This is a genomic window from Comamonas brasiliensis (assembly GCF_018292285.1).
Taxonomy (GTDB): Bacteria; Pseudomonadota; Gammaproteobacteria; order Burkholderiales; family Burkholderiaceae_C; genus Comamonas; species Comamonas brasiliensis.
Map to the genome: position 1 here is coordinate 645,334 of NZ_JAANES010000002.1, position 20,118 is coordinate 665,451.

The window sequence follows — 20,118 nt, forward strand, 5'->3', positions numbered from 1 at the left end:
GTCAGCAGGCAGCCTTGATCAGATCGGCCGCCTTCTCGGCAATCATGATGGTCGACGCATTCGTGTTGCCGCTCACGATGCGCGGCATGACCGAGGCATCGACCACTCGCAAAGCCTGGACACCATGCACGCACAGCCTGGCATCGACCACGTCCAGAGCGCCCGGGCCCATGCGGCAGCTGCCCACGGGGTGATAGATGGTGTCGGCGTAACGGCGGATGAACTGTTCAATCTCCTCGTCGCTGCGCGCCTGCGCCGAATGCTCCAGCTCCCGACCCTCGAAACGGGCCAGCGCGGGCTGATCGAGAATGTCGCGCATACGGTGCACGCCGCGCACCATGCGCTGCATATCGTCGGCCTCGGCAAAAAAGGCCGGGTCTATGAGCGGCATGGTGCCCGCGTCGGCAGATGCCAGCCTCACGCGCCCCCGGCTCTTGGGCTGCAGCAGGCAGACATGGCAGGAGTAGCCATGGCCCAGCAAGGTCTTGCGGCCATGGTCGACCAGCTTGCCCACCACAAAATGCAGCTGCAGATCGGGCACCGGCTCCTGGGGCCGACTGCGGATAAAGCCACCGGCTTCGGCGAAATTGCTGGTCAGCATGCCCCGGCGCTCATGGCGCCAGCGGCCAATGCCCTGCCAGACGCTCCTGAGACCGGCAAGCGAGATGCCGAAGCTGTCCTTGAGCTGAGGGCCATCCACCACCTGGACCACATCGGGATGGTCGTGCAGATGCTCGCCCACGCCAGGCAGGTGGTGGACGACATCGATGCCCAGCTGCTGCAGATGCTCACCCGGACCTATACCCGAGAGCATCAGCAACTGCGGCGACTGCAGTGCGCCGGCGCAGAGCAGAACCTCGCGCCGGCAGAGCAGTTGCCTGACATGCCCTCCCTGCACATATTCCACGCCGACGGCCTTGCGTCCGTCCATCAGAACCCGCCGCACCTGAGCGCCGGTGATGATTTCCAGATTGGACCGGCTGCCGCGCATCGGCGTCAGATAAGCCTTGGCCGCACTGCAGCGCTCGCCATTGCGGTGCGTGACCTGATACAGACCCACGCCTTCCTGAGCAGTGCCGTTGAAGTCGAGGTTGTGTGCATGACCGGCCTGCACGCCTGCGCGCACAAAGGCCTGGGCCAGCGGATTCGGGTCGCAGAGATCGGAGACATGCAAGGGACCGCTGGCACCATGCAGCGCGTCCGCGCCGCGCGTATTGCATTCGGCCTTCAGAAAATAGGGAAGAACATCGCTCCAGCCCCAGCCTGGATTGCCCTGAGCGCTCCAATATTCATAGTCCCCGGGCTGGCCACGCAGATAGATCATGGCATTGATGGAACTGGAGCCGCCCATCACCTTGCCGCGCGGCTGGTAGCCCCGCCGGCCACCAAGCCCGGGCTGCGGCACCGTGCTCATGGCCCAGTTGTAGTTTTTCTGCTTGGCCATCAGCGCCAGCCCTGCGGGGCAGTGGATAAGCACGCTTGTGTCTTCGCCACCCGCCTCCAGCAAGGTCACGCTGACCTGTGGGTTCTCGCTGAGCCTGGCTGCCAGAACCGCACCAGCGGAGCCGCCTCCCACCACCAGATAGTCACGCATGTCCGCACTCCTTTTGCTGCAAATTCTGACCAGAGGTCTGCAGCGGCGAAACGCGGAAAAACACGGTCGTGCAGAAGAAACACTGTCATCGTGATGACTCCTAACACGCCAACCATGCCCGACTAGGGTCAAACCCGGTCAGAACCGGGATAACATTTTCCCGTTCAAACGCACTTATCTGAATGGAGACAAAAAAGATGGCAATCCAAACCGTAGGCATCATCGGCGCCGGCACCATGGGCAACGGCATCGCGCAGGCTTGCGCCGTGTCGGGCATCGACGTGGTGATGGTCGACATCTCCGAGGCCGCCGTGCAAAAAGGCCTGGCCACCGTGGCCGGCAGCCTGGACCGCCTGATCAAGAAGGAAAAGATCAGCGAAGCCGACAAGAACGCAGCGCTGGCACGCATCAAGACCTCGACCAGCTACGACGATCTGAAGTCGGCACAGCTGGTGATCGAAGCCGCCACCGAGAACTACGAGCTCAAGGTCAAGATCCTCAAGCAGCTCGATACCCTGCTGGCACAGAACGTGATCGTTGCCACCAACACCTCGTCCATTTCCATCACCCAGCTGGCGGCCGCCACCCAGCGTGCCGACAAGTTCATCGGCATGCATTTCTTCAACCCCGTGCCCATGATGGCCCTGGTGGAGATCATCCGCGGCCTGCAGACCAGTGACGCCACCCACGATGCGGTCAAGGCCCTGTCGGAAAAACTGGGCAAGTCGCCCATCACCGTCAAGAACGCTCCCGGCTTTGTGGTCAACCGCATTCTGGTGCCCATGATCAACGAGGCCTTCCAGGTGCTCAGCGAAGGCACGGCCTCCGCCGAGGACATCGACGCTGGCATGAAACTGGGCTGCAACCAGCCGATTGGTCCACTGGCCCTGGCCGACATGATCGGTCTGGACGTCTGCCTGGCCGTGATGGAGGTCTACCTCAAGGAATTCGGCGACAGCAAGTACCGCCCCTGCTTCCTGCTGCGCGAAATGGTGGCTGCCGGTCGTCTGGGCCGCAAGACCGGCCAGGGTGTTTACACCTACTAAATCGCCGGCCTTCAGGTCTTGTGCGCGACTGCGGCGGCTGCGACAGCCGTCTAAGGTTGCAGCAGGAGACCTGCCATGCAAATCGACCATCCCAGCCCTCCGCCCGAGGGCTGCATTTCTTGTGAAGTCCGCGGCCATGTGCTGCTGATCGGCATCAACCGCCCGGCCAAGCGCAATGGCTGGACGCCGGCCATGTTCCAGCAGCTGGCAGAGGCCTACACCCGGCTCGACGACGAGCCTGAGTTGCGCGTGGGCCTGCTCCATGCTTTCGGCGATCATTTCACGGCGGGGCTGGATCTGCCCGTCATTGCCGAATTCATGAAGACTGGTCAGAAAGCCATCCCTGCCGGCCTCGTGGAGCCGCACGACTATGGCCTGCCCGGCTACCGCCGCCGCACCAAGCCCATGGTTGCTGCCGTCAAAGGCATCTGCTTTACCGTCGGCATAGAACTGATGCTGGGCGCCGATATCGTCGTCGCTGCCGACAGCAGCCGCTTTGCACAGATGGAAGTGCAGCGCTGCATCATGCCCACGGGCGGCGCCACGCTGCGCATGCCCGAGCGCGCCGGCGTAGGCAATGCCATGCTGCATCTGCTGACCGGCGACGCATTCGACGCGGCCGAGGCCCTGCGCTGCCACTTTGTGCAAAAGGTCGTGCCCGCAGGCCAGGAACTGGACGAGGCTTTTCGCATTGCCGAGCGCATTGCCGCCCAGGCACCGCAGGCCGTGGTGGCCACGCGCCTCAATGTTCTCAAGGCCATAGAGCTGGGCCAGGCCGCCGCCGTGGCCGACTTCATTCCCGTGCAGCAGCGCCTGGCCAACAGTGAGGACGCCGCCGAAGGCGTGCGCTCCTTCATCGAGAAACGCCCAGCCCGTTTTACCGGTCGTTGATCCCAAGTTCAAGAGGTGATGATGAGTTTGAAGTCTTTTACGCGCAGAACGCTTGTGCCACTTGCGCTGACAGCTATGGTTTCTGTAGTCCATGCACAGGCTGCAGCACCCGCGTTGCCCGACCCGGCCAGCACCAGCGTGCAGGCCATGGGCTGGATGCAGGGCTTTCCGCCCGCTGCCGACAAGCTCATCACCTTCGACAACCCCGTGGGCAATACCTTTCCCCGCATACGCTGGACCTTCTCGCATATCCGAGAAATCACGCCCACGGCCAATGTCTGGCGCGGCCCGGGCGCTCCCAGCACCCTGCGCTCGGCTCCGGTCGACATCGAGCAAGTGCGCTTCAAGGTCATGGGCACGGGCGAGGAACTGACCTTTGCCCAGGCACTGGATCGCAACTACACCGACGGCATTCTGGTCATGCACAAGGGCCGCGTGATCTATGAGAAATACCTGGGCGCGCTGGAGCCGCAGCGCCCGCACTTGGCCATGTTGGTCACCAAGTCCTTTGTCGGCACCCTGGCCGCCCTGCTGGCCCACGAGGGCCTCATCAAGCCCGAGGCACCGGTGACCGACTATCTGCCCGAGATGAAGAACACCGCCTATGGGGACGCCACGGTGCGCCAGGTGATGGACATGACGATCGGCGTGAAGTACTCCGAGAACTACGCCGACCCCAAGGCCGAGGTCTGGGACTACGCCCGCGCCGGCGGCATGATGCCGCAGGGCAAGGACTATGCCGGCCCCAGGAGCTTCTACGAATTTCTGCAGACCCTGCAGAAAGAGGGCGAGCATGACCAGGGCTTTGCCTACAAGACGGCCAACGCCGAGGTCCTGGCCTGGATCGTGCGCCGCGCCAGCGGCAAGCCTCTGGCCCAGCTGCTGTCCGAACGCATCTGGAGCCGCATCGGAGCCGAGCAGGACGCCTACTTCATGGTGGATCGCATAGGCACGGAATCGGGCGGCGGCGGCCTCAACACGACGCTGCGCGACCTGGCCCGCTTCGGCGAGCTGATGCGCAACGAAGGCCGCACCGCCAGCGGCGAGCAGGTGCTGCCCAGGGCCGTGGTCCAGGACATCCGCCGCGGCGCCGACCCGGCCAAGTTCGTGAAGGCCGGCTATGCCACGCTGCCCGGCTGGTCATATCGCAATATGTGGTGGGTCTCGCACAACCCCAACGGGGCCTATATGGCGCGCGGCATTCACGGTCAGGCCATCTATATCGACCCCAAGGCTCAGATGGTGGTGGTGCGCTATGCCTCCCACCCGATTGCAGGCAATGCGGGCATAGACCCGACCAGCCTGCCCATGTACCAGGCCCTGGCCGATGCACTGACCGCCCGTTAGGCACGGGACGTTTCAGCCGCGACAGGCTCCGCTCACGGAGCCTGTTTGCATTGCTCCGGACCTCTGCACTGCCCCCTCCGGCCTGACGATCTGAATTCAAAATTAAATTGCACACAATTTAATTGTCTGCAATAATTCAACCCATGCGATCCGATGACGACCTTCTCCCCGACAGCTCCGAGCTGCTGCGCCTGGACAACCAGGTCTGCTTTGCGCTGTACTCGGCATCGCTGGCCATGACCAAGCTCTACAAACCCTTGCTGGATGCCATAGGCCTGACTTACCCTCAGTATCTGGTCATGCTGGTGCTCTGGGAAGGCGACCAACTCACGGTCTCGGAACTGGGCGAACGTCTTTACCTGGATTCAGGCACGCTGACGCCCCTGCTCAAGCGACTGGAGAGCGCAGGCCTGCTGGCACGCCAGCGCGATGCACAGGACGAGCGCCGTGTGCGCATCGCCCTCACGGATACCGGCCGGGCGCTGCGCGCCGAAGCCGAAAAGATACCCGCCTGCGTGCTTCAGAGCACGCAGTGCACCCTGCCCGAGCTGCAGGCCCTTACGGGCCAGCTCGGCACACTGCGCGCACGACTGGCGCCGCGCCGCAGCCACTCCTGACGATTTCCTCCACCCGCCCGCATTGCCGGGCAATCTCGCAAAGGAAGACACCATGGCCCAACTCGACAAGGTTCTGTACACCGCCCACGCCCACACCACCGGCGGCCGCGAAGGCGCTTCGCGCACCGATGATGGCCGCCTGGACATCCAGCTGAGCTCGCCCGGCGGGGCCGGCAAGGGCACCAACCCCGAGCAACTGTTTGCCGCCGGCTATTCCGCCTGCTTTATCGGCGCCATGAAGGCGGTCGCCGCTCGCCAGAAGATCACCCTGCCCGCCGACCTGTCGGTGGATGCCGAAGTCGATCTGGGCCCCGTGGGCGAAGTGTTCGGCATCGCTGTGCGCATGAAGATCAGCCTGCCCGGCATGGACAAAGCTGCGGCCCAGCAACTGGTGGACACTGCTCACCAAGTCTGCCCCTACTCCAACGCCACACGCGGCAATATCGGCGTGACGCTGACCATCGCCTAAAGCGGCTCAGACCACAGGGCACCGGGCGCAGCCACATAACGCCCGGTGTCCAGTTCGAAGACGCCCTCCAGCGTCAGCGGCCCCGCAATATCGGCCGCCGCATAGCGGGCCAGCGCCAACTGCCTCACCTCGATAACCGGCAAGTTCCGGGTCAGTGCCAGCAACTTGTCCACAACCTCTCTCAGCGGCAGCCTTCTCGCATAGTGGCCCAGGGTTACATGGGGCACATAGCGCCAGCCCGGCGCGGGCTCTGCAGGCACCAGTGCTGCATGCAGCTGCTGCAGGCATTCCTGCCCCTCGCCTACGCCCAGATAAGGCACGGTGGTAAAGCTGCCAGCCCCCGCGATCTGCACGGCAAAAGGGCGCAGCCGCAGGCTTTGCAGCATGGCAACATCGGCGCGCAGCGCCAGCCGGTCATATTCCCGCGCCGCATGCTCGTCCCCTCCCCCGCACAGCCCTCTATAGGCCAGCGTGATATGCGGCTGGCGCGCATGGCGCGGCAGCAGGGCATCACCGAGCCTGGATCTGGCCTGCTGCAGCACGGACTCCAGACCATGGCCTTGCAGCATCACCACCCAGACCGCACACCAGGGGCAACCTTGATGCCACTCGGCAAAATCCCGGTCCTTCCAGGGCTGTGAAAATGCTTCGCTCTCTTGCATGCGGGCAGTGTGCCAGCGCGGACGACATGCACGGCATTCCGGTCAGTTTTCCCGGGATTTCCGGCCACCAACATCCGCCGGGGAAACGGCAACAGCTATCAAATCAAAAGCAATTTTGCCCACGCATGTGCCATGCCATCCGGTTCGCAAGAGCCTGTTTGAGCCTGACAATGCGGGGATGAGCGATACCCAAGACCCTTCTCACCCTTATGCAGACCTCACGCCGGACTGCGTGATCGATGCACTGTGCAGCACGGGCCTTGTGCCGGACGGGCGGCTGACCGCGCTGAGCTCCTATGAAAACCGCGTCTATCTGGCCCACCAGGACGAGGGCGACAAGGTCGTCGCCAAGTTCTACCGCCCAGGCCGCTGGAGCCGCGCCCAGATCGAGGAAGAACATGCCTTCTCCCAGGAGCTGGCGGCTGGCGAGGTTCCCGTGGTGGCGCCGCTGGCGCTGCAAGGGCAGACCGTGCATGAGCATGCGGGCTTTCTGTTCAGCATCAGCCCCTGGCGCGGCGGGCGCCGCCCCGAGCTGGACGACTGGGAGGTGCTGGAATGGATAGGCCGTTTTCTGGCCCGCATCCACACCGTGGGGGCCGCCCAGCCCTTCACCCATCGCCCGGCGCTGAACCTGAAAAGCTTTGGCTACGAATCCATGCACTACCTGCTCGAACACGAGGTCGTCGCGCTCGAAGTACGCAGCCGCTGGCAGCAGGCTTGCGACAAAGCTCTTTCATTGATAGCACCATCCGCTGATGGATTAAGCGCTGCAGGCCATTTTGGCTTGCATTCTGCGACACAGATTCGGTTGCATGGCGACTGTCACCCGGGAAACATTCTCTGGACGCCGCTGGATGACGAAGGCCATGGCGGCCCGCATTTTGTCGATCTGGACGATGCACGCAGCGGCCCCGCCGTGCAGGATCTGTGGATGCTGCTCTCGGGCGACCGAGGCCAGCAGACCCAGCAGCTGTCGGCCCTGCTCGAGGGTTATGAGCAGTTCCGCAGCTTCGACCGGCGCGAGTTGGCGCTGATCGAGCCGCTGCGCACCTTGCGCCTGCTGCATTACAGCGCCTGGCTGGCGCGCCGCTGGCAGGACCCGATCTTTGCCATCAACTTCCCCTGGTTCGGCAGCACCGACTACTGGCAGGGCCAGGTGGGCATGCTGAACGAACAGATCGAAGCCATGCAGCAGGAGCCGCTCTACGCCTAGGGCGGTCCATGTCTGCAAAGAGCTAGCAGCGCCCCTGCAAACGGCATTCGGGCACGAGCTGCCCTCGTGCATCGCGCCATTGCACGGCATCGCCGCTCTGTGCGGGGGCCGGCGGCGGCGCGGGTTGCGCCTCTGGTGCCTGTGGGCGATTGGGATCATGCAGCACGGTGGAGGATCCCACCCCGACACCCACGCTGGCACCGCCCACGCCGGTGGACGCGCCGACGCCGGCACTGCCCAGCACCTGCCCGCGCTGGTTGACGCCTACGCCCACGCCGACAGGCCCGACACCCGTGCCGACGCCTGCGCTGAGACCGCCGCTGCCCAGACCCACGCCCACGGAAAACGGGCCCACCGGAATCCCGACGCCCACTCCGGCCCCGACGGAGCCGCAGGCGGGCAAGGCCAGCACCAGAGCAGCGGCGCAGACCGTGCTCAGGATTCTGTGATAACCGGGCTTGATGGTGACTGGCATGGAATTCATCTCACTGACTCTCACTGACTCTCACTGACGTTTGACAGCCGCATTGTCACCGGCCGTGCCCGCAAAAAGGTTATCAATCAGTAGCTCGACCAGCGGCTTGAGGGCCAGCTTCTGCGAGCCCTCGGAGGCCAGCAGGTTGTTGTGCACCAGCGCCATCCAGAACGGGCTGGCCAGCAGCTGGGCACTGCGGCTGACCGAGCGGGTCCTGAGCTCCCCCTCTTTCACGGCCAGCGCCAGCAGATCCTGCACATAGTTCTGCCAGGCATCAAAAGCCAGCTCTTTGTACAGTCTAGCCAGCTCGGGCGCATGCCGTGCCTCGCTGAGCACCAGGCGTGCCAGCATGCCGCGCTCGCTGCTGTCCACGGCCTCCAGCGTCGGCAGCAGACTGCGGCGCAGTAAGGCGCGCACCGTCTCGCCCTTGCGGCGCCGGAGCGGCTGATAGACGGCCGAATGCCGCAGCGCATGCTCCACCACACCCCGCAGCAGCTCGTCCTTGGACGGGTAGTAGAGATACAGCGTGCCCTTGGCCACCTGCGCGCGGCAGGCAATGCGCTCCATGGTGCTGCGAGCCACGCCGCACTCCACGAACTCGGCCAGCGCGGCCTCGGCAATCTGCTGACGCGTCTGCGCCGTCTTGTCGAGACTCGGGCCACGCGTGCGCCGCTGACGCTTTGCCTGCGTACCGATATCCGGGTCTGCACAAGGGGCAGCCGCCGCGCCATCCGCCATGCGCTGAAATCCTTTTCTAGAATTCATAAAATTGACCAAATAGTCATTTTTAATAATTCTAGGTCAAGCCGACTTGCCCACACCGGACATGCGGATGCCTGCTCCACCCATGCTTTCCCAATGCAATCCCGTCTGAGTCCCTATGCCTGGGTGTGCTTTTCCATGTGCGTCGGCGTCATGGGAACAGCGCTTGCCAGCCCGCTCTACCCGCTCTATCAGCAGGCCTGGGGGCTGCAGCCCAGCCATATCACGCAGATTTTCGTGACCTATATGTTGGGCGCCTTGATCAGCCTGCTGTTTCTGGGCCGTCTGACCAACCTCTTCGGTTTTCTCAAAGTGCTGCGCCTGGGGCTGATGGTGATGACCGTGGGCGTCATCGGCTCGGCCCTGTCCTGGAATGCCTGGAGCCTGGGTGCCTCCCGCTTCATCATCGGCCTGGCCTCGGGGTTGATCACCACCTCGGCCTCCATAGGCATGACCCAGCTCAATAACAAGGGGGACCTGCAGCGTGCGGCTGCAACCACCAGCCTGACGATTGCCTTCGGCTTCGGCCTGGGGCCCGTGGTTGGCGGCCTGATGGCGCAATGGGTGCCATTCCCCCTGGTCAGCAGCTATCTGCCGCCCATCGCACTGAGCTTTCTAGGCATCCATGCGCTGTTCAAGGTCCAGCTACCGATGGCCACTACGCCCGTGCATAGCGCGCCCGGCCTGACGCTGAAAGATGTTCTGCCCAGCATCTCCCAGCCGCGCAAGCCTTTTCTCTACCACTATGCGTTGGGGTGCATGGCGGCGTTTTCCGCCTTCGGCATGTTCAGCCTGTTTGCTGCCATGGCCCCCAGCTTCATGGCCCAGATGCTGCCCTGGCATGGACCTGCGGTCTCGGGCCTGTCCATCGGCGTCATCCTGTTTCTGTCGGCCGGCATCCAGCTGATTGCCCGGCCCTATCCCACCAAGCGGCTGATCATCATCGGCTTCTTCGCCCTGGCGGCGACCAATGCCCTGCTGGTTCTCAATCTGTTTGCCGGCTCGCCATGGCTTTTCGCACTGAGTGTGCTGAGCATGTCCTGCGGTCATGCGCTGTGCAACCTCTCGGGCATGGCCGTGGTCAACAAGGTCTCCAAGCCCGCTAACCGCACGGGCCTGCTTTCAACCTATCTGGTGGTGGGCTATGTAGGCACCATCGTCCCAATCCTGGGCATGGGCTGGCTGTCCGACCATATCGGGCTGACAGGCGCACTGATAGCCTTCTGTGCCTGTCTGGGCCTGCTGTCGGTACTGCTGGGCGTCATCAGCGCAAGGGCACGCGTGCTGCCCGTTCCGCGCCAGTAGGCCCGGCTATCTGAAATGCGGGCCGGCCCCTTGCGCCGCCAGACAGTCCTGGTCGTTGCGCAGCGGGCAGGCCTGCAGAGACAGGCAGCCGCAGCCTATGCAGGAGTCGAGCTGATCCCTGAGCTGGGTCAGCATGGCAATGCGTGCATCGAGCTGTGCCTGCCAATGCGAGGACAGGCGACTCCAGTCGGCCTTGCCGGGTACGCGGTTGGCCGGCAGATGGGCCAGTGCCTGCGCGATCTCGGCCAGGGGCACGCCCATGCGCTGAGCTACCTTGATCACAGCCACCCGTCTCAGCACCGCTCGCGCATAGCGGCGCTGGTTGCCCGCAGTGCGCGCACTCTCGATCAAGCCCTGCTTCTCATAGAAATGCAGGGCCGATACCGCCACCCCGCTGCGGCTGGCGACCTCTCCCACACTGAGATCCGGCATTCCCTCAGCCTCGGCAACCAGGCCGCTTCCGCATCCATTCATATCGCCAGTCTCTTCACACTGCACAGTCATCTCCCGCTGCTTTCCCTTTGTCCCTGCCTGGCTGCCATGACCGCAATCCTGTGTGGTCATACAAACCTCTTGACCTCAAGCTTAGTTGAGGTTGAACAATTCCAGCAGCTTCCGGAACAAAGGCCTGCTGCTCGCGGGCCCTGCCGGACAAGCCTTGCCTGAAAGACTTTCATGGACGCCAAGCCCAGTTTCATTGCCCAAGCCCCCGCCCCTCAACCGCGTTTCCTGCAGCCCGCCGGTCTCTATGACAGCCTACCCAACGGATACACCCATGTGGTCACCGTCCAGGAGCCGCTGCGCTGGCTCTTCGTTTCGGGCCAGGGCGGAGAAAACGCCCTGGCCGAGCTGCCAGACAGCTTTGCCCTGCAGGCTGCGCAGGCTCTTGCCAATATCAAGACCGCCCTGGCCGCCGGTGGCGCGGACATGGGCCATGTGCTCAAGCTCACCGTGCTCATCGTCGATCATTCGCTGGAGCGCTTCGAGCACTGGCAAAGCGCAGTGAGACAGCATTGGGGCAGCGGCGAGCCCGGCGACAGACGGCCGCGCTTTCCGGCCTGCACGCTGATTCCCGTGCCCAAGCTGGCCCTGCCCGGCATGCTGATCGAGGTCGAGGCCACGGCGGCCCTGCCCATGGCGATGGACGCCAAAGCCGCCATTCCCGCCTGACCCTGCACCTGAGCGCCTCATGAAAACCACAACACCAGCGGCCACCCCAGTCCTCTCCAGAACCACCCTGCTGCTCATGGCCACGGCCTGCGGTCTGTGCGCCGGAGCCAATTATTTCAATCAGCCCTTGCTCAACTCCATGGTCCGGCATTTGCAGATCAGCGATGCCCAGGCCTCCAGCACCGTGACCATGGCCCAGGTCTCCTATGGCCTGGGACTGCTGTTTCTGGTGCCCCTGGGCGATATGCTGGAGCGCCGCCGCCTGGTTCTGACCCTGATGCTGCTGGCCGCCTGCGGCATGCTGCTGTCGGGCATCAGCGGTCTGGCGGGCAGCTTCGCGCTGCTCGCCGCCGGCACCCTGATGGCCGGCGTGTTCTCGGTGGCCGCCCAGGTGCTGGTGCCCATGGCCGCCACCTTTGCCGCCCCCGGCGCCAGCGGGCGTGCCGTCGGCCTGGTCATGAGCGGCCTGCTGATCGGCATTCTGGCCTCGCGCAGCGTGGCGGGGATTCTGTCCGATCTGGGCGGCTGGAGTACCGTCTACTGGGTGGGGGCCATCAGCACCGCCTTCATGGCCGTGCTGCTGGCACGGGCCCTGCCCAAGGCGGCTCCCGCCGCTCCCGTCAGTTATGGCGCAGTCATGAAGTCCCTGGGAGACTTGCTGCGCCGGCATCCGCGCCTGCGCAGCCGTGCGCTGATTGGCGGCACCGGCTTTGCCACCGTGAGCGTGCTGTTCTCCACCATGGCGCTGCTGCTGGCCGGGCCGGGCTTTGAACTCTCGGATCTGATGATCGGCCTGATCGGCATCGTGGGCATTGCCGGCGCACTGATGGCCAACGTGGCCGGACGCATGGCCGACAAGGGACTGGAGCAGTCCGCCACGCTGGCCGGCGCCATTCTGATGCTGCTGGGCTGGCTGTGCCTGTGGCTGGGCGGCAGCAGCATCTGGTGGTTTCTGCTGGGTCTGCTGGTGGTCGACGGCGCCCTTCAGGCCCTGCACATCAGCAACCAGAACGTGGTCTACGCATTGGCGCCCGAGGCCCGCTCGCGCATCAATGCCGTCTATATGACCACGTACTTCCTCGGCGCCTCCCTTGGCTCTGCCCTGGGCTCGTGGGCATGGCTGGCACATGGCTGGACCGGCACCAGTCTCATGGGCGGCCTGCTGGGACTGCTCACCCTGACCATGGTGCTCTGGGATCGCAACCTGCTTGCACGTTCACGCAGCTAATCAATTTTGATAGCTGTTAGCGCCCTACCCATAAGCGATACAGCCAGAAATCATGAAAAAATCCCCGCAGAGCACTTCACTCTGCGGGGATTTTTATCGGGGAGAACGAACCGCTCAGGCCAACAGCGCGTTCACACGCTTGACATAAGCCGCCGGATCCTCGGGCATGCCGCCCTCGGCCAGCACGGCCTGGTCGAACAGAATCTGGGCCAGATCGTTGAAGTGGACGGAGCCGTCCAGCTTCTTGACCAGGGCGTGATCGGGGTTCACTTCCAGCACCGGCTTGGATTCGGGCGCGGCCTGGCCGGCCTGCTTGAGCAGGCGGGCCAGTTGCAGGCTCATGCCGCCGTCGCTGACCACCAGGCAGGCGGGCGAGTCGACCAGACGGCTGGTGGCGCGCACGTCTTCGGCACGGTCCTTGAGTGCTTCCTTGAGCTTGGCCAGCACGGGCTTGAAGGCTTCGGCAGCTTCCTCGGCGGCCTTCTTCTCTTCCTCGTTCTGCAGCTTGCCCAGATCCACGGCGCCCTTGGCCACGGACTGCAGCGGCGTGCCGTCAAAGTCCTGCAGATAGTTGAGCGCCCACTCGTCCACGCGATCGGTCATCAGCAGGACTTCGATGCCCTTCTTCTTGAACACTTCGAGCTGCGGGCTGTTCTTGGCCGCAGCCAGGGTGTCGGCCGTGATGTAGTAGATCGCGTCCTGACCTTCCTTCATGCGTGTCTTGTAGTCGGCAAACGATGTGTTCAGACCTTCATGCGTGGTGGTGGCGAAGCGCAGCAGCTTGGCAATGCGTTCCTTGTTGCCGAAGTCCTCACCCAGCCCTTCCTTAAGCACGGCACCGAACTCGTTGTAGAACTGCGTGAACTTGCCTTCCTTGGCCTTGTCCTCTTCGCTGACGACATCCTGCACGCCATCCGCAGCCTCGGCCGCTGCTTCATGCCTGTCATGCCGTGCCAGGTCTTCCAGCATCGAAAGCACGCGCTTGGCCGAGCCGTCGCGGATCAGGCGCACATCGCGGCTTTCCTGCAGCAACTCGCGGCTCACGTTCAGCGGAAGATCGGCAGAGTCGATCACGCCCTTCACAAAGCGCAAGTACTGGGGCATCAGCGCCTCGGCGTCGTCCATGATGAAGACGCGCTTCACATAGAGCTTGATGCCGGCATGCTTGTCACGCTGGTACAGGTCGAACGGGGCCTTGGCGGGGATATAGAGCAGCTGCGTGTACTCGGTATTGCCTTCGACGCGGTTGTGGCTCCAGGTCAGCGGGTCCTCGAAGTCATGGCTGATGGCCTTGTAGAACTCCTTGTACTGCTCTTCCGTGATGTCCTTCTTGGCGCGGGTCCACAGGGCGCTGGCCTTGTTCACGGTTTCCCATTCGCCGGTCTTGACCATCTCGCCGGGCTGATCGTTCTCGCCTTCCTTCCACTCCTCCTTTTCCATCAGGATGGGCAGGCTGATGTGGTCGGAGTATTTGGAGATGACCTGCTTGAGCTTGTAGCCGTTGAGAAACTCCTCGGCGTCGTCACGCAGGTGCAGGATGATGCTGGTGCCGCGCTGGGCGCGTTCGATCTGCTCGATCTCGAAGTCGCCCGTGCCGCCGCTGATCCAGCGCACGCCGGCCGATGCCGGCGCACCGGCGCGGCGGGTTTCTACGGTGATCTTGTCGGCAACGATGAAGCCCGAGTAGAAGCCCACGCCGAACTGGCCGATCAGCTGCGAGTCGGCCTTCTGGTCGCCGCTGAGCTTTTCCATGAAAGCCTTGGTACCGCTCTTGGCAATGGTGCCCAGATTGTCAATGGCTTCCTGCTCGCTCATGCCGATGCCGGTATCGGTGATGGTCAGCGTGCGGGCAGCCTTGTCAAAGGAAACGCGCACTTCCAGCTCGGGCTGATCGCCGTAGAGGCTGGCGTCGCCCAGCGCTTCAAAGCGCAGTTTGTCGCAAGCATCCGAAGCATTGGAGATCAGCTCGCGCAGGAAGATTTCCTGGTTGGAATACAGCGAATGCGTGACCAGGTGCAACAGCTGGGCCACTTCGGCCTGGAAGGAATGGGTTTGCTTTGTCATGTCTTTGTGAGCGAAAAACTGAAATCAAAAGCCGCCCGGAGATCCTCTCAAGGCGATTCGCAGTCATAGCTAGGGCCTGCCCCTGATATTTCAAGGGCTATTCGGGCAAGAAAAAAGCGCAAGCGCTTATTCAAAAAGAATAGCTACTTGCGCTCATAAATAAAGAACCAGAGGCCAATTTCACTCAAAAAACTGTCGAACTACACGTCAGAGATGCCGAGCAAGAGCCGCCTCGCGGCGGGGGCCGCCCCGACGAAGGCATCGTCCCACTCCCGATGCAACGCATCGAGAGAGGGGAAGGCGCAAGGCGCCTCAGGGGGAGCTTAGAAACTCTCGTGTGGAGCCAGATAGCGCCATTGGCCGGTGGGCAGATTGCCCAGAGTCACGCCGCCGATACGGATGCGCTTGAGGCCCACGACCTTGAGGCCGACCTGCTCGCACATACGGCGAATCTGGCGCTTCTTGCCTTCGGTCAGCACAAAGCGCAGTTGCTCGGGGTTCTGCCAGTCCACCTGGGCCGGCTTGAGCGGCTGCTCGTCCAGCGACAGGCCGTGGCGCAGCAAGGCCAGTTTCTCTTCGGGGAAGACGGACTGCACATCCACGTCGCGGTCGCCAAAGGTCACGCGCACCAGGTATTCCTTGTCGACCTCCGAGTCCTCGCCAATGATCTGGCGCGCCACGCGGCCGTCCTGCGTCAGCACCAGCAGACCCACGGAGTCGATATCCAGACGGCCGCAGGGAGCCAGGCCCTTGAGCTGGCTGAAGTTGAAGCGCGTCTTGCTGCGGTCTTCGTTCCAGCGGTTCTCGTTGGTGATCAGCACCACGGCGGGCTCATGGCCGTCCTCGGCCTGACCGCTGACATAGCCCATGGGCTTGTTCAGCAGGATGGTGACCTGCTGGTCCTGGCGGTCCTGAGCCTTCTGGTCGATCTCGATCCTGTCGCCGGGCACCACGTTCTGACCCATGGTTGCGACTTCGCCGTTGACCGTGACCCAGCCGTTTTCCACCCATTCATCGGCTTCGCGACGCGAGCACAGGCCCATATCGGCAATGCGCTTGTTGATGCGCACAGCACCGGGACGGTCGTCCTGGCGCGCTTCGGCTTCGGGTGCGCGCTTGACGGGAATTGCGCGGTCCGAGCCATCGGCAGCGGGACGGTAGGTGCGGATGCCCGTCGTCGGGCGGCGTGTGGCCTCCGACACAAACGAGCCGGGGATATGACGCTTTTCAGGCTCGCCACCACGCTCGTCGCGGCGTTCGCCACGGCGCTCGTCGTTGCGGCGTTCATCACCGCGACGGTCACCACGATCAAAGGAGCGGCCTTCGGGACGGTCACCATAGCCACGGTTCTGTGGACGATCACCAAAATCGCGGCCTTGCGGGCGATCGCCACCACGGCGCTCACCATCACGGGACTGGTATTCGCGGCGTTCGCCACCTTCGGAGCGATCTGGGCGACCAGAACCGCGGTTTTGCGGACGGTCACCAAAGTCACGGCCTTGAGGACGCTCATCACGGCGGCCTTCAAAGCGATCACCGCCACGACGTTCGCCGTCACGAGGACGGAATTCACGGCGCTCGCCACCTTCGGAGCGCTCAAAGCGGCCCTGGTCGGGACGGCCAAAACCGGTCGAACGTGGACGGTCACCAAAGTCACGGCCGCCTTGCGGACGGTCATCACGGCGGTCGTCACGCGGACGGAATTCACGACGCTCTGCACCTTCGGAGCGCTCAAAGCGGCCCTGGTCGGGGCGGCCAAAACCGGACGAACGTGGACGGTCACCAAAGTCACGGCCGCCTTGAGGGCGGTCATCACGGCGGTCATCACGGGGACGGAACTCGCGGCGCTCGCCGCCACGATCACCATCACGCGACTCGCCGTAGGGCCTGAAGCCGCGATCACCGCCGCCAAAGCGACGCTCGCCGCCTTCGGCAAAGCGGTCATCGCGATCGGCGCGGGGGCGACGCTCGTCGCGCTGCGAGAAGCCGCCGCGACGTTCACCGTCGTCACGAGCAGGGCGGCCGCCATCGGGGCGACCAAAGCCGGAAGCACGGGGGCGCTCGTCGCGCTCACGCTGAGGGCGTGCGCCACGCTCACCGCGAGCGCCTTCGCCGCGCGGGCCGCGCTCGGAGCCGCCTGCGGGCCGGGGGCCGCGGGCTGCCGCCGGCTTTTCCGCCTTGGCAGGCTTGGCCGGTGCACGCAAAACAGGGCGCGCCGACGATGCATCGGAGGGCGCGGAGGAATTGCCGGAACCTGGGGCGCCGGACTCTTTAGGAGGTTTGACTGACATTTGGGCGTAATTGTCTCGCGACGCGCGGGCGCGAGGCGAGAGTTATCCACAATTCCAGCGCGGGGCTAGGTTATAGGACGGGCCTCAGGCAAGCGCCTTGCGCGACGCGCAGAACTCGCCATGGCGTAGCGCCTCCAGGTCCAGCACGCGCAGGCCGCCATATTCGATCTGGATCACGCGCTCGCGCTGCAGCACGGACAAGGCCTCGTTCACACGCTGGCGCGAGAGGCCGACCAGATTGGCCAGCTCCTGCTGGGTGATGCGCAGAATCTGCCCCACACCGGGGTAGAGCAAGGGGTTGAACAAGGCGGCTAGGGTGCGCGCCACGCGCAGATCGGGATTGCTCATGCGGTCGATCTCGCGCGCCGCGATGAACTGCCCCAGTCGCTCGTTGAGCTGATTCATCACAAACCGGTTAAAGCCTATGGAGTGGTCGAGCAGCCAGTGGAACATGTCTATGGGCAGACCGCCCACCACGCTCCTGCGGATGGCCTGCACGTTGTAGCGATAGGGCTCGCGCTTGATGACCGTGCCTTCGCCGAACCAGCCGCCGGGCGGCAACCCGGCCAGCGTCATGCTGACGCCGTCGGCGCTTTCGGTGTTCATCTTGAGCAGGCCGTCGACCACCCCAAACCAGTAGGTAGGCGGACGACCGGTGCGGCAGACATAGTCACCGGGCTCGGCATCACCGACAAGCAGCACGCGCGCCACATTTTCACGCTCCAGCGGCAGCAGGACAGGCCACCAGGGAATTCCATCGAGTTCTGAGCTCAAAGGCTTGCGCCGCCTTTGGTGCAGGGACAGTTCTTGACTCATGCCCAGCAGCATTGCCAAAGCCGCGCTGGCGCAACAGCGGGATTTCCACGAGGCAGCAAATGCGCCATTTTCAGCAGCATTTGTTACAGCGGATTTCCACTATGCAGACTTTCCCTCAGATTGTCGTCAAACAGACATCCTGACGTCAAAGTCACCCATAGCATGCCTGCAAGACTTTCGTGAAGGGTAGCCGCTGCGGCTCCGCCCCCAACCAAGAGGATCAGGCATGACAACCACGTTCCCGCAACTGCTGCTCAAGCACGCGACAGAACGCCCCGATGCGCCCGCCCTGCGCGAGAAGGAATACGGCATCTGGCAAAGCTGGAGCTGGCGCGAAGCCGCGCAGGCCGTGCGCCACATGGCCTGCGGCCTGCGCGCGCTGGGGCTTGAACGCGGCCAGAACCTGGCCTTCATCAGCGACAACCGGCCCCATGTCTACATGGGCTTTCTGGCCGTGCAGACCTGCGGCGCCGTGCCCATTCCGCTGTACCAGGATGCCGTGGCCGTGGAGATGCGCTTTGTGATGGAAGACGCGGAGATTGCGTTTGCCTTCGCCGAGAACCAGGAGCAGGTGGACAAGCTGCTGGAAGTGCGCGAGAGCGTGCCAGGCATTCGCCACATCATCTATGACGACCCGCGCGGCCTGCGCAAGTACGATCAGCCGGGGCTCATCAGCACCGAGGAGCTGCTGGCCAAGGGCAAGGAGTGGGATGCGCAGCACGCGGGAGCCTATGAGGCCATGGTCCAGGCCGTCTCGCCGGACGATGTCTCGGTCATCCTCTACACCTCGGGCACCACGGGCAAGCCCAAGGGGGTGTGCCAGACCCATGCCAGCTTTGGCGAATCCGCCCGCGGCGGCGTGCAGACCGATGGCCTGAATGCTTCGGACAATGTGATCTGCTATCTGCCGCCGGCCTGGGTGGGAGACCATCTGTTCTCGTTTGCGCAATGGCTGGTGGCGGGCTTCACCATCAACTGCCCCGAATCCGCCTCGACCATCGCCATCGATCTGCGCGAAATCGGGCCCAGCTACTACTTTGCGCCGCCACGCATTTTCGAAGGCATGCTGACCTCGGTCTCGATCCGCATGGAAGATGCGTCGCCGCTCAAGCAGTGGATGTATGCCAAGGCCATGGAAGTGGCGCGCCGCGTAGGCTCGGACATTCTGGACGGCAAGAACGTCGCACTCCTGGATCGCCTCAAATACCAGTTGGGCAGCCTGTTCATCTATGGACCGCTACGTAACGCCATGGGTCTGTCGCGCATCCGCGTGGCCTACACGGCAGGTGCCGCCATCGGACCGGAGCTGTTCCGTTTCTTTCGCTCCATCGGCATCAACCTCAAGCAGCTCTATGGGCAAACCGAGACCTGCGCCTATGTCTGCCTGCAGCGTGACCGTCAGGTGGAACTCTCCAGCGTGGGCCAGGCGGCGCCAGGCATCGAGCTCAAGATTGCCGACAACGGCGAGGTGCTGGTCAAGGGCGTGTCCGTGCTCAAGGAATACTACAAACGCCCCGATGCCACGGCCGAAGTGATCGACGCCAGCGGCTACTTCCATACCGGCGATGCCGGCGTGATCGACGCCAACGGCCAGCTGCGCATCATCGATCGAGCCAAGGACGTGGGCAAGACCAGCCGCGGCGCCATGTTTGCGCCCAACTACATCGAAAACAAGCTCAAGTTCTTCCCGCATATCAAGGAGGCCGTGTGCTTCGGCCATGGCAAGGACGAGGTCTGCGCCTTCATCAACATCGACTACGAAGCCGTTGGCAACTGGGCCGAGCGCCAGGGCCTTCCCTATGGCGGCTATGTGGACCTGGCCAGCAAGGCAAAGGTGCTGGAGCTGGTGGCCGAATGCATAGACAAGGTCAATGCCGATCTGGCCAGCGAGCCCGGCATGGCCGACACCCAGGTGGCGCGCTTTCTGGTGCTGCACAAGGAGCTCGACCCCGATGACGACGAGCTGACCCGCACCCGCAAGGTGCGCCGCAACTTCATCGCAGACAAGTACGGCGTGCTCGTGGAGGCGCTCTACACCGGCAAGCAGCAGCAGTTCATCGAGACCCTGGTGAAGTTCGAGGACGGTCGCACCGGCAGCGTCAGCGCCACGCTGACCATCGTCGACGCCAAGCGCCACCCGGCTTCGGCCAAGGCTGCCGCCTGAGAGG

Annotated in this window: 18 protein-coding genes; 10 read left to right on the forward strand and 8 right to left on the reverse strand. The window is 63.8% G+C overall.

Features of this window, described 5'->3' with window-relative positions:
• Position 1: 1 nt before the first annotated feature.
• Complete coding sequence (locus DJFAAGMI_RS11360) at positions 2-1,594, reverse strand: GMC family oxidoreductase (protein ID WP_211457221.1); 1,593 nt, start codon at positions 1,592-1,594, stop codon at positions 2-4.
• 197 nt (positions 1,595-1,791) lie between these two features.
• Here DJFAAGMI_RS11360 and DJFAAGMI_RS11365 point away from each other — a divergent pair, with 197 nt between their 5' ends.
• The 5 genes from DJFAAGMI_RS11365 to DJFAAGMI_RS11385 all read left to right on the forward strand — a co-directional run bounded on the left by DJFAAGMI_RS11365 (position 1,792) and on the right by DJFAAGMI_RS11385 (position 5,964).
• Positions 1,792-2,640, forward strand: coding sequence for a 3-hydroxybutyryl-CoA dehydrogenase (locus DJFAAGMI_RS11365; RefSeq protein WP_211457222.1), 849 nt, complete (start codon positions 1,792-1,794; stop codon positions 2,638-2,640).
• A 75-nt stretch (positions 2,641-2,715) separates the two neighbouring features.
• Positions 2,716-3,531 carry a crotonase/enoyl-CoA hydratase family protein gene (locus tag DJFAAGMI_RS11370; protein WP_211457223.1) on the forward strand — a complete coding sequence of 272 codons (816 nt, stop codon included), beginning with the start codon at positions 2,716-2,718 and terminating at the stop codon, positions 3,529-3,531.
• Positions 3,532-3,552: 21 nt separating this feature from the next.
• Positions 3,553-4,878 carry a serine hydrolase domain-containing protein gene (locus DJFAAGMI_RS11375; RefSeq protein ID WP_211457224.1) on the forward strand — a complete coding sequence of 442 codons (1,326 nt, stop codon included), beginning with the start codon at positions 3,553-3,555 and terminating at the stop codon, positions 4,876-4,878.
• A 143-nt stretch (positions 4,879-5,021) separates the two neighbouring features.
• Positions 5,022-5,495: a MarR family winged helix-turn-helix transcriptional regulator gene (locus tag DJFAAGMI_RS11380; RefSeq protein WP_211457225.1), complete on the forward strand. Its 474-nt coding sequence runs from the start codon at positions 5,022-5,024 to the stop codon at positions 5,493-5,495.
• 52 nt (positions 5,496-5,547) lie between these two features.
• Positions 5,548-5,964 (forward strand): organic hydroperoxide resistance protein, encoded by a 417-nt coding sequence (locus DJFAAGMI_RS11385; protein ID WP_057093717.1) that lies wholly within the window; start codon positions 5,548-5,550, stop codon positions 5,962-5,964.
• On the opposite strand, the gene DJFAAGMI_RS11390 is transcribed toward DJFAAGMI_RS11385, so the two are convergent.
• Positions 5,961-6,626, reverse strand: coding sequence for a 2'-5' RNA ligase family protein (locus DJFAAGMI_RS11390; protein WP_211457226.1), 666 nt, complete (start codon positions 6,624-6,626; stop codon positions 5,961-5,963). The genes DJFAAGMI_RS11385 and DJFAAGMI_RS11390 overlap by 4 nt on opposite strands.
• A gap of 178 nt (positions 6,627-6,804) precedes the next feature.
• On the opposite strand from DJFAAGMI_RS11390, the gene DJFAAGMI_RS11395 reads away from it, so the two are divergent.
• Complete coding sequence (locus tag DJFAAGMI_RS11395; protein ID WP_211457227.1) at positions 6,805-7,839, forward strand: serine/threonine protein kinase; 1,035 nt, start codon at positions 6,805-6,807, stop codon at positions 7,837-7,839.
• A gap of 22 nt (positions 7,840-7,861) precedes the next feature.
• Here the strand turns inward: DJFAAGMI_RS11395 and DJFAAGMI_RS11400 are convergent, their stop codons facing one another.
• Together DJFAAGMI_RS11400 and DJFAAGMI_RS11405 are read right to left on the reverse strand one after the other, a co-directional pair.
• Positions 7,862-8,323, reverse strand: coding sequence for a hypothetical protein (locus tag DJFAAGMI_RS11400; RefSeq protein WP_211457228.1), 462 nt, complete (start codon positions 8,321-8,323; stop codon positions 7,862-7,864).
• Positions 8,324-8,344: 21 nt separating this feature from the next.
• Entirely contained in the window at positions 8,345-9,079 is a 735-nt protein-coding gene (locus DJFAAGMI_RS11405; protein ID WP_249334152.1) for a TetR/AcrR family transcriptional regulator, read from the reverse strand.
• A 93-nt stretch (positions 9,080-9,172) separates the two neighbouring features.
• Here DJFAAGMI_RS11405 and DJFAAGMI_RS11410 point away from each other — a divergent pair, with 93 nt between their 5' ends.
• On the forward strand, positions 9,173-10,381 hold the full coding sequence (locus DJFAAGMI_RS11410) for an MFS transporter (RefSeq protein WP_211457229.1): 1,209 nt from the start codon (positions 9,173-9,175) through the stop codon (positions 10,379-10,381).
• A gap of 6 nt (positions 10,382-10,387) precedes the next feature.
• Here the strand turns inward: DJFAAGMI_RS11410 and soxR are convergent, their stop codons facing one another.
• Complete coding sequence (gene soxR / locus DJFAAGMI_RS11415) at positions 10,388-10,855, reverse strand: redox-sensitive transcriptional activator SoxR (RefSeq protein WP_211457230.1); 468 nt, start codon at positions 10,853-10,855, stop codon at positions 10,388-10,390.
• Positions 10,856-11,056: 201 nt separating this feature from the next.
• Here soxR and DJFAAGMI_RS11420 point away from each other — a divergent pair, with 201 nt between their 5' ends.
• Both DJFAAGMI_RS11420 and DJFAAGMI_RS11425 read left to right on the forward strand, forming a co-directional pair.
• A complete protein-coding gene (locus tag DJFAAGMI_RS11420; RefSeq protein ID WP_211457231.1) occupies positions 11,057-11,551 on the forward strand; it encodes a RidA family protein in 495 nt (164 codons plus the stop codon).
• 19 nt (positions 11,552-11,570) lie between these two features.
• Positions 11,571-12,779 (forward strand): MFS transporter, encoded by a 1,209-nt coding sequence (locus DJFAAGMI_RS11425; RefSeq protein WP_211457232.1) that lies wholly within the window; start codon positions 11,571-11,573, stop codon positions 12,777-12,779.
• 114 nt (positions 12,780-12,893) lie between these two features.
• Here the strand turns inward: DJFAAGMI_RS11425 and htpG are convergent, their stop codons facing one another.
• The 3 genes from htpG to DJFAAGMI_RS11440 form a co-directional block, all read right to left on the reverse strand.
• Entirely contained in the window at positions 12,894-14,843 is a 1,950-nt protein-coding gene (gene htpG, locus DJFAAGMI_RS11430; RefSeq protein ID WP_211457233.1) for a molecular chaperone HtpG, read from the reverse strand.
• A 323-nt stretch (positions 14,844-15,166) separates the two neighbouring features.
• On the reverse strand, positions 15,167-17,134 hold the full coding sequence (locus DJFAAGMI_RS25060) for a pseudouridine synthase (protein ID WP_249334154.1): 1,968 nt from the start codon (positions 17,132-17,134) through the stop codon (positions 15,167-15,169).
• A gap of 84 nt (positions 17,135-17,218) precedes the next feature.
• Positions 17,219-17,950 carry a Crp/Fnr family transcriptional regulator gene (locus DJFAAGMI_RS11440; RefSeq protein ID WP_029158367.1) on the reverse strand — a complete coding sequence of 244 codons (732 nt, stop codon included), beginning with the start codon at positions 17,948-17,950 and terminating at the stop codon, positions 17,219-17,221.
• Between the two features lie 226 nt (positions 17,951-18,176).
• Between DJFAAGMI_RS11440 and DJFAAGMI_RS11445 the strand changes: the two genes are divergently transcribed.
• Positions 18,177-20,114, forward strand: a complete 1,938-nt coding sequence (locus DJFAAGMI_RS11445) for an AMP-dependent synthetase/ligase (RefSeq protein ID WP_211457234.1) — start codon at positions 18,177-18,179, stop codon at positions 20,112-20,114.
• Positions 20,115-20,118 lie beyond the last annotated feature (4 nt).

Coding starts and splice junctions, on each gene's coding strand:
- DJFAAGMI_RS25060 (WP_249334154.1), bottom strand. CDS start 17,134: ATGTCAGTCAAACCTCCTAAAGAGTCCGGCGCCCCAGGTTCCGGCAAT.
- DJFAAGMI_RS11440 (WP_029158367.1), bottom strand. CDS start 17,950: ATGAGTCAAGAACTGTCCCTGCACCAAAGGCGGCGCAAGCCTTTGAGC.
- DJFAAGMI_RS11410 (WP_211457229.1), top strand. CDS start 9,173: ATGCAATCCCGTCTGAGTCCCTATGCCTGGGTGTGCTTTTCCATGTGC.
- DJFAAGMI_RS11390 (WP_211457226.1), bottom strand. CDS start 6,626: ATGCAAGAGAGCGAAGCATTTTCACAGCCCTGGAAGGACCGGGATTTT.
- DJFAAGMI_RS11405 (WP_249334152.1), bottom strand. CDS start 9,079: ATGAATTCTAGAAAAGGATTTCAGCGCATGGCGGATGGCGCGGCGGCT.
- DJFAAGMI_RS11445 (WP_211457234.1), top strand. CDS start 18,177: ATGACAACCACGTTCCCGCAACTGCTGCTCAAGCACGCGACAGAACGC.
- DJFAAGMI_RS11380 (WP_211457225.1), top strand. CDS start 5,022: ATGCGATCCGATGACGACCTTCTCCCCGACAGCTCCGAGCTGCTGCGC.
- DJFAAGMI_RS11360 (WP_211457221.1), bottom strand. CDS start 1,594: ATGCGTGACTATCTGGTGGTGGGAGGCGGCTCCGCTGGTGCGGTTCTG.
- DJFAAGMI_RS11400 (WP_211457228.1), bottom strand. CDS start 8,323: ATGAATTCCATGCCAGTCACCATCAAGCCCGGTTATCACAGAATCCTG.
- DJFAAGMI_RS11425 (WP_211457232.1), top strand. CDS start 11,571: ATGAAAACCACAACACCAGCGGCCACCCCAGTCCTCTCCAGAACCACC.
- DJFAAGMI_RS11365 (WP_211457222.1), top strand. CDS start 1,792: ATGGCAATCCAAACCGTAGGCATCATCGGCGCCGGCACCATGGGCAAC.
- htpG (WP_211457233.1), bottom strand. CDS start 14,843: ATGACAAAGCAAACCCATTCCTTCCAGGCCGAAGTGGCCCAGCTGTTG.
- DJFAAGMI_RS11370 (WP_211457223.1), top strand. CDS start 2,716: ATGCAAATCGACCATCCCAGCCCTCCGCCCGAGGGCTGCATTTCTTGT.
- DJFAAGMI_RS11375 (WP_211457224.1), top strand. CDS start 3,553: ATGAGTTTGAAGTCTTTTACGCGCAGAACGCTTGTGCCACTTGCGCTG.
- DJFAAGMI_RS11385 (WP_057093717.1), top strand. CDS start 5,548: ATGGCCCAACTCGACAAGGTTCTGTACACCGCCCACGCCCACACCACC.
- soxR (WP_211457230.1), bottom strand. CDS start 10,855: ATGAATGGATGCGGAAGCGGCCTGGTTGCCGAGGCTGAGGGAATGCCG.
- DJFAAGMI_RS11420 (WP_211457231.1), top strand. CDS start 11,057: ATGGACGCCAAGCCCAGTTTCATTGCCCAAGCCCCCGCCCCTCAACCG.
- DJFAAGMI_RS11395 (WP_211457227.1), top strand. CDS start 6,805: ATGAGCGATACCCAAGACCCTTCTCACCCTTATGCAGACCTCACGCCG.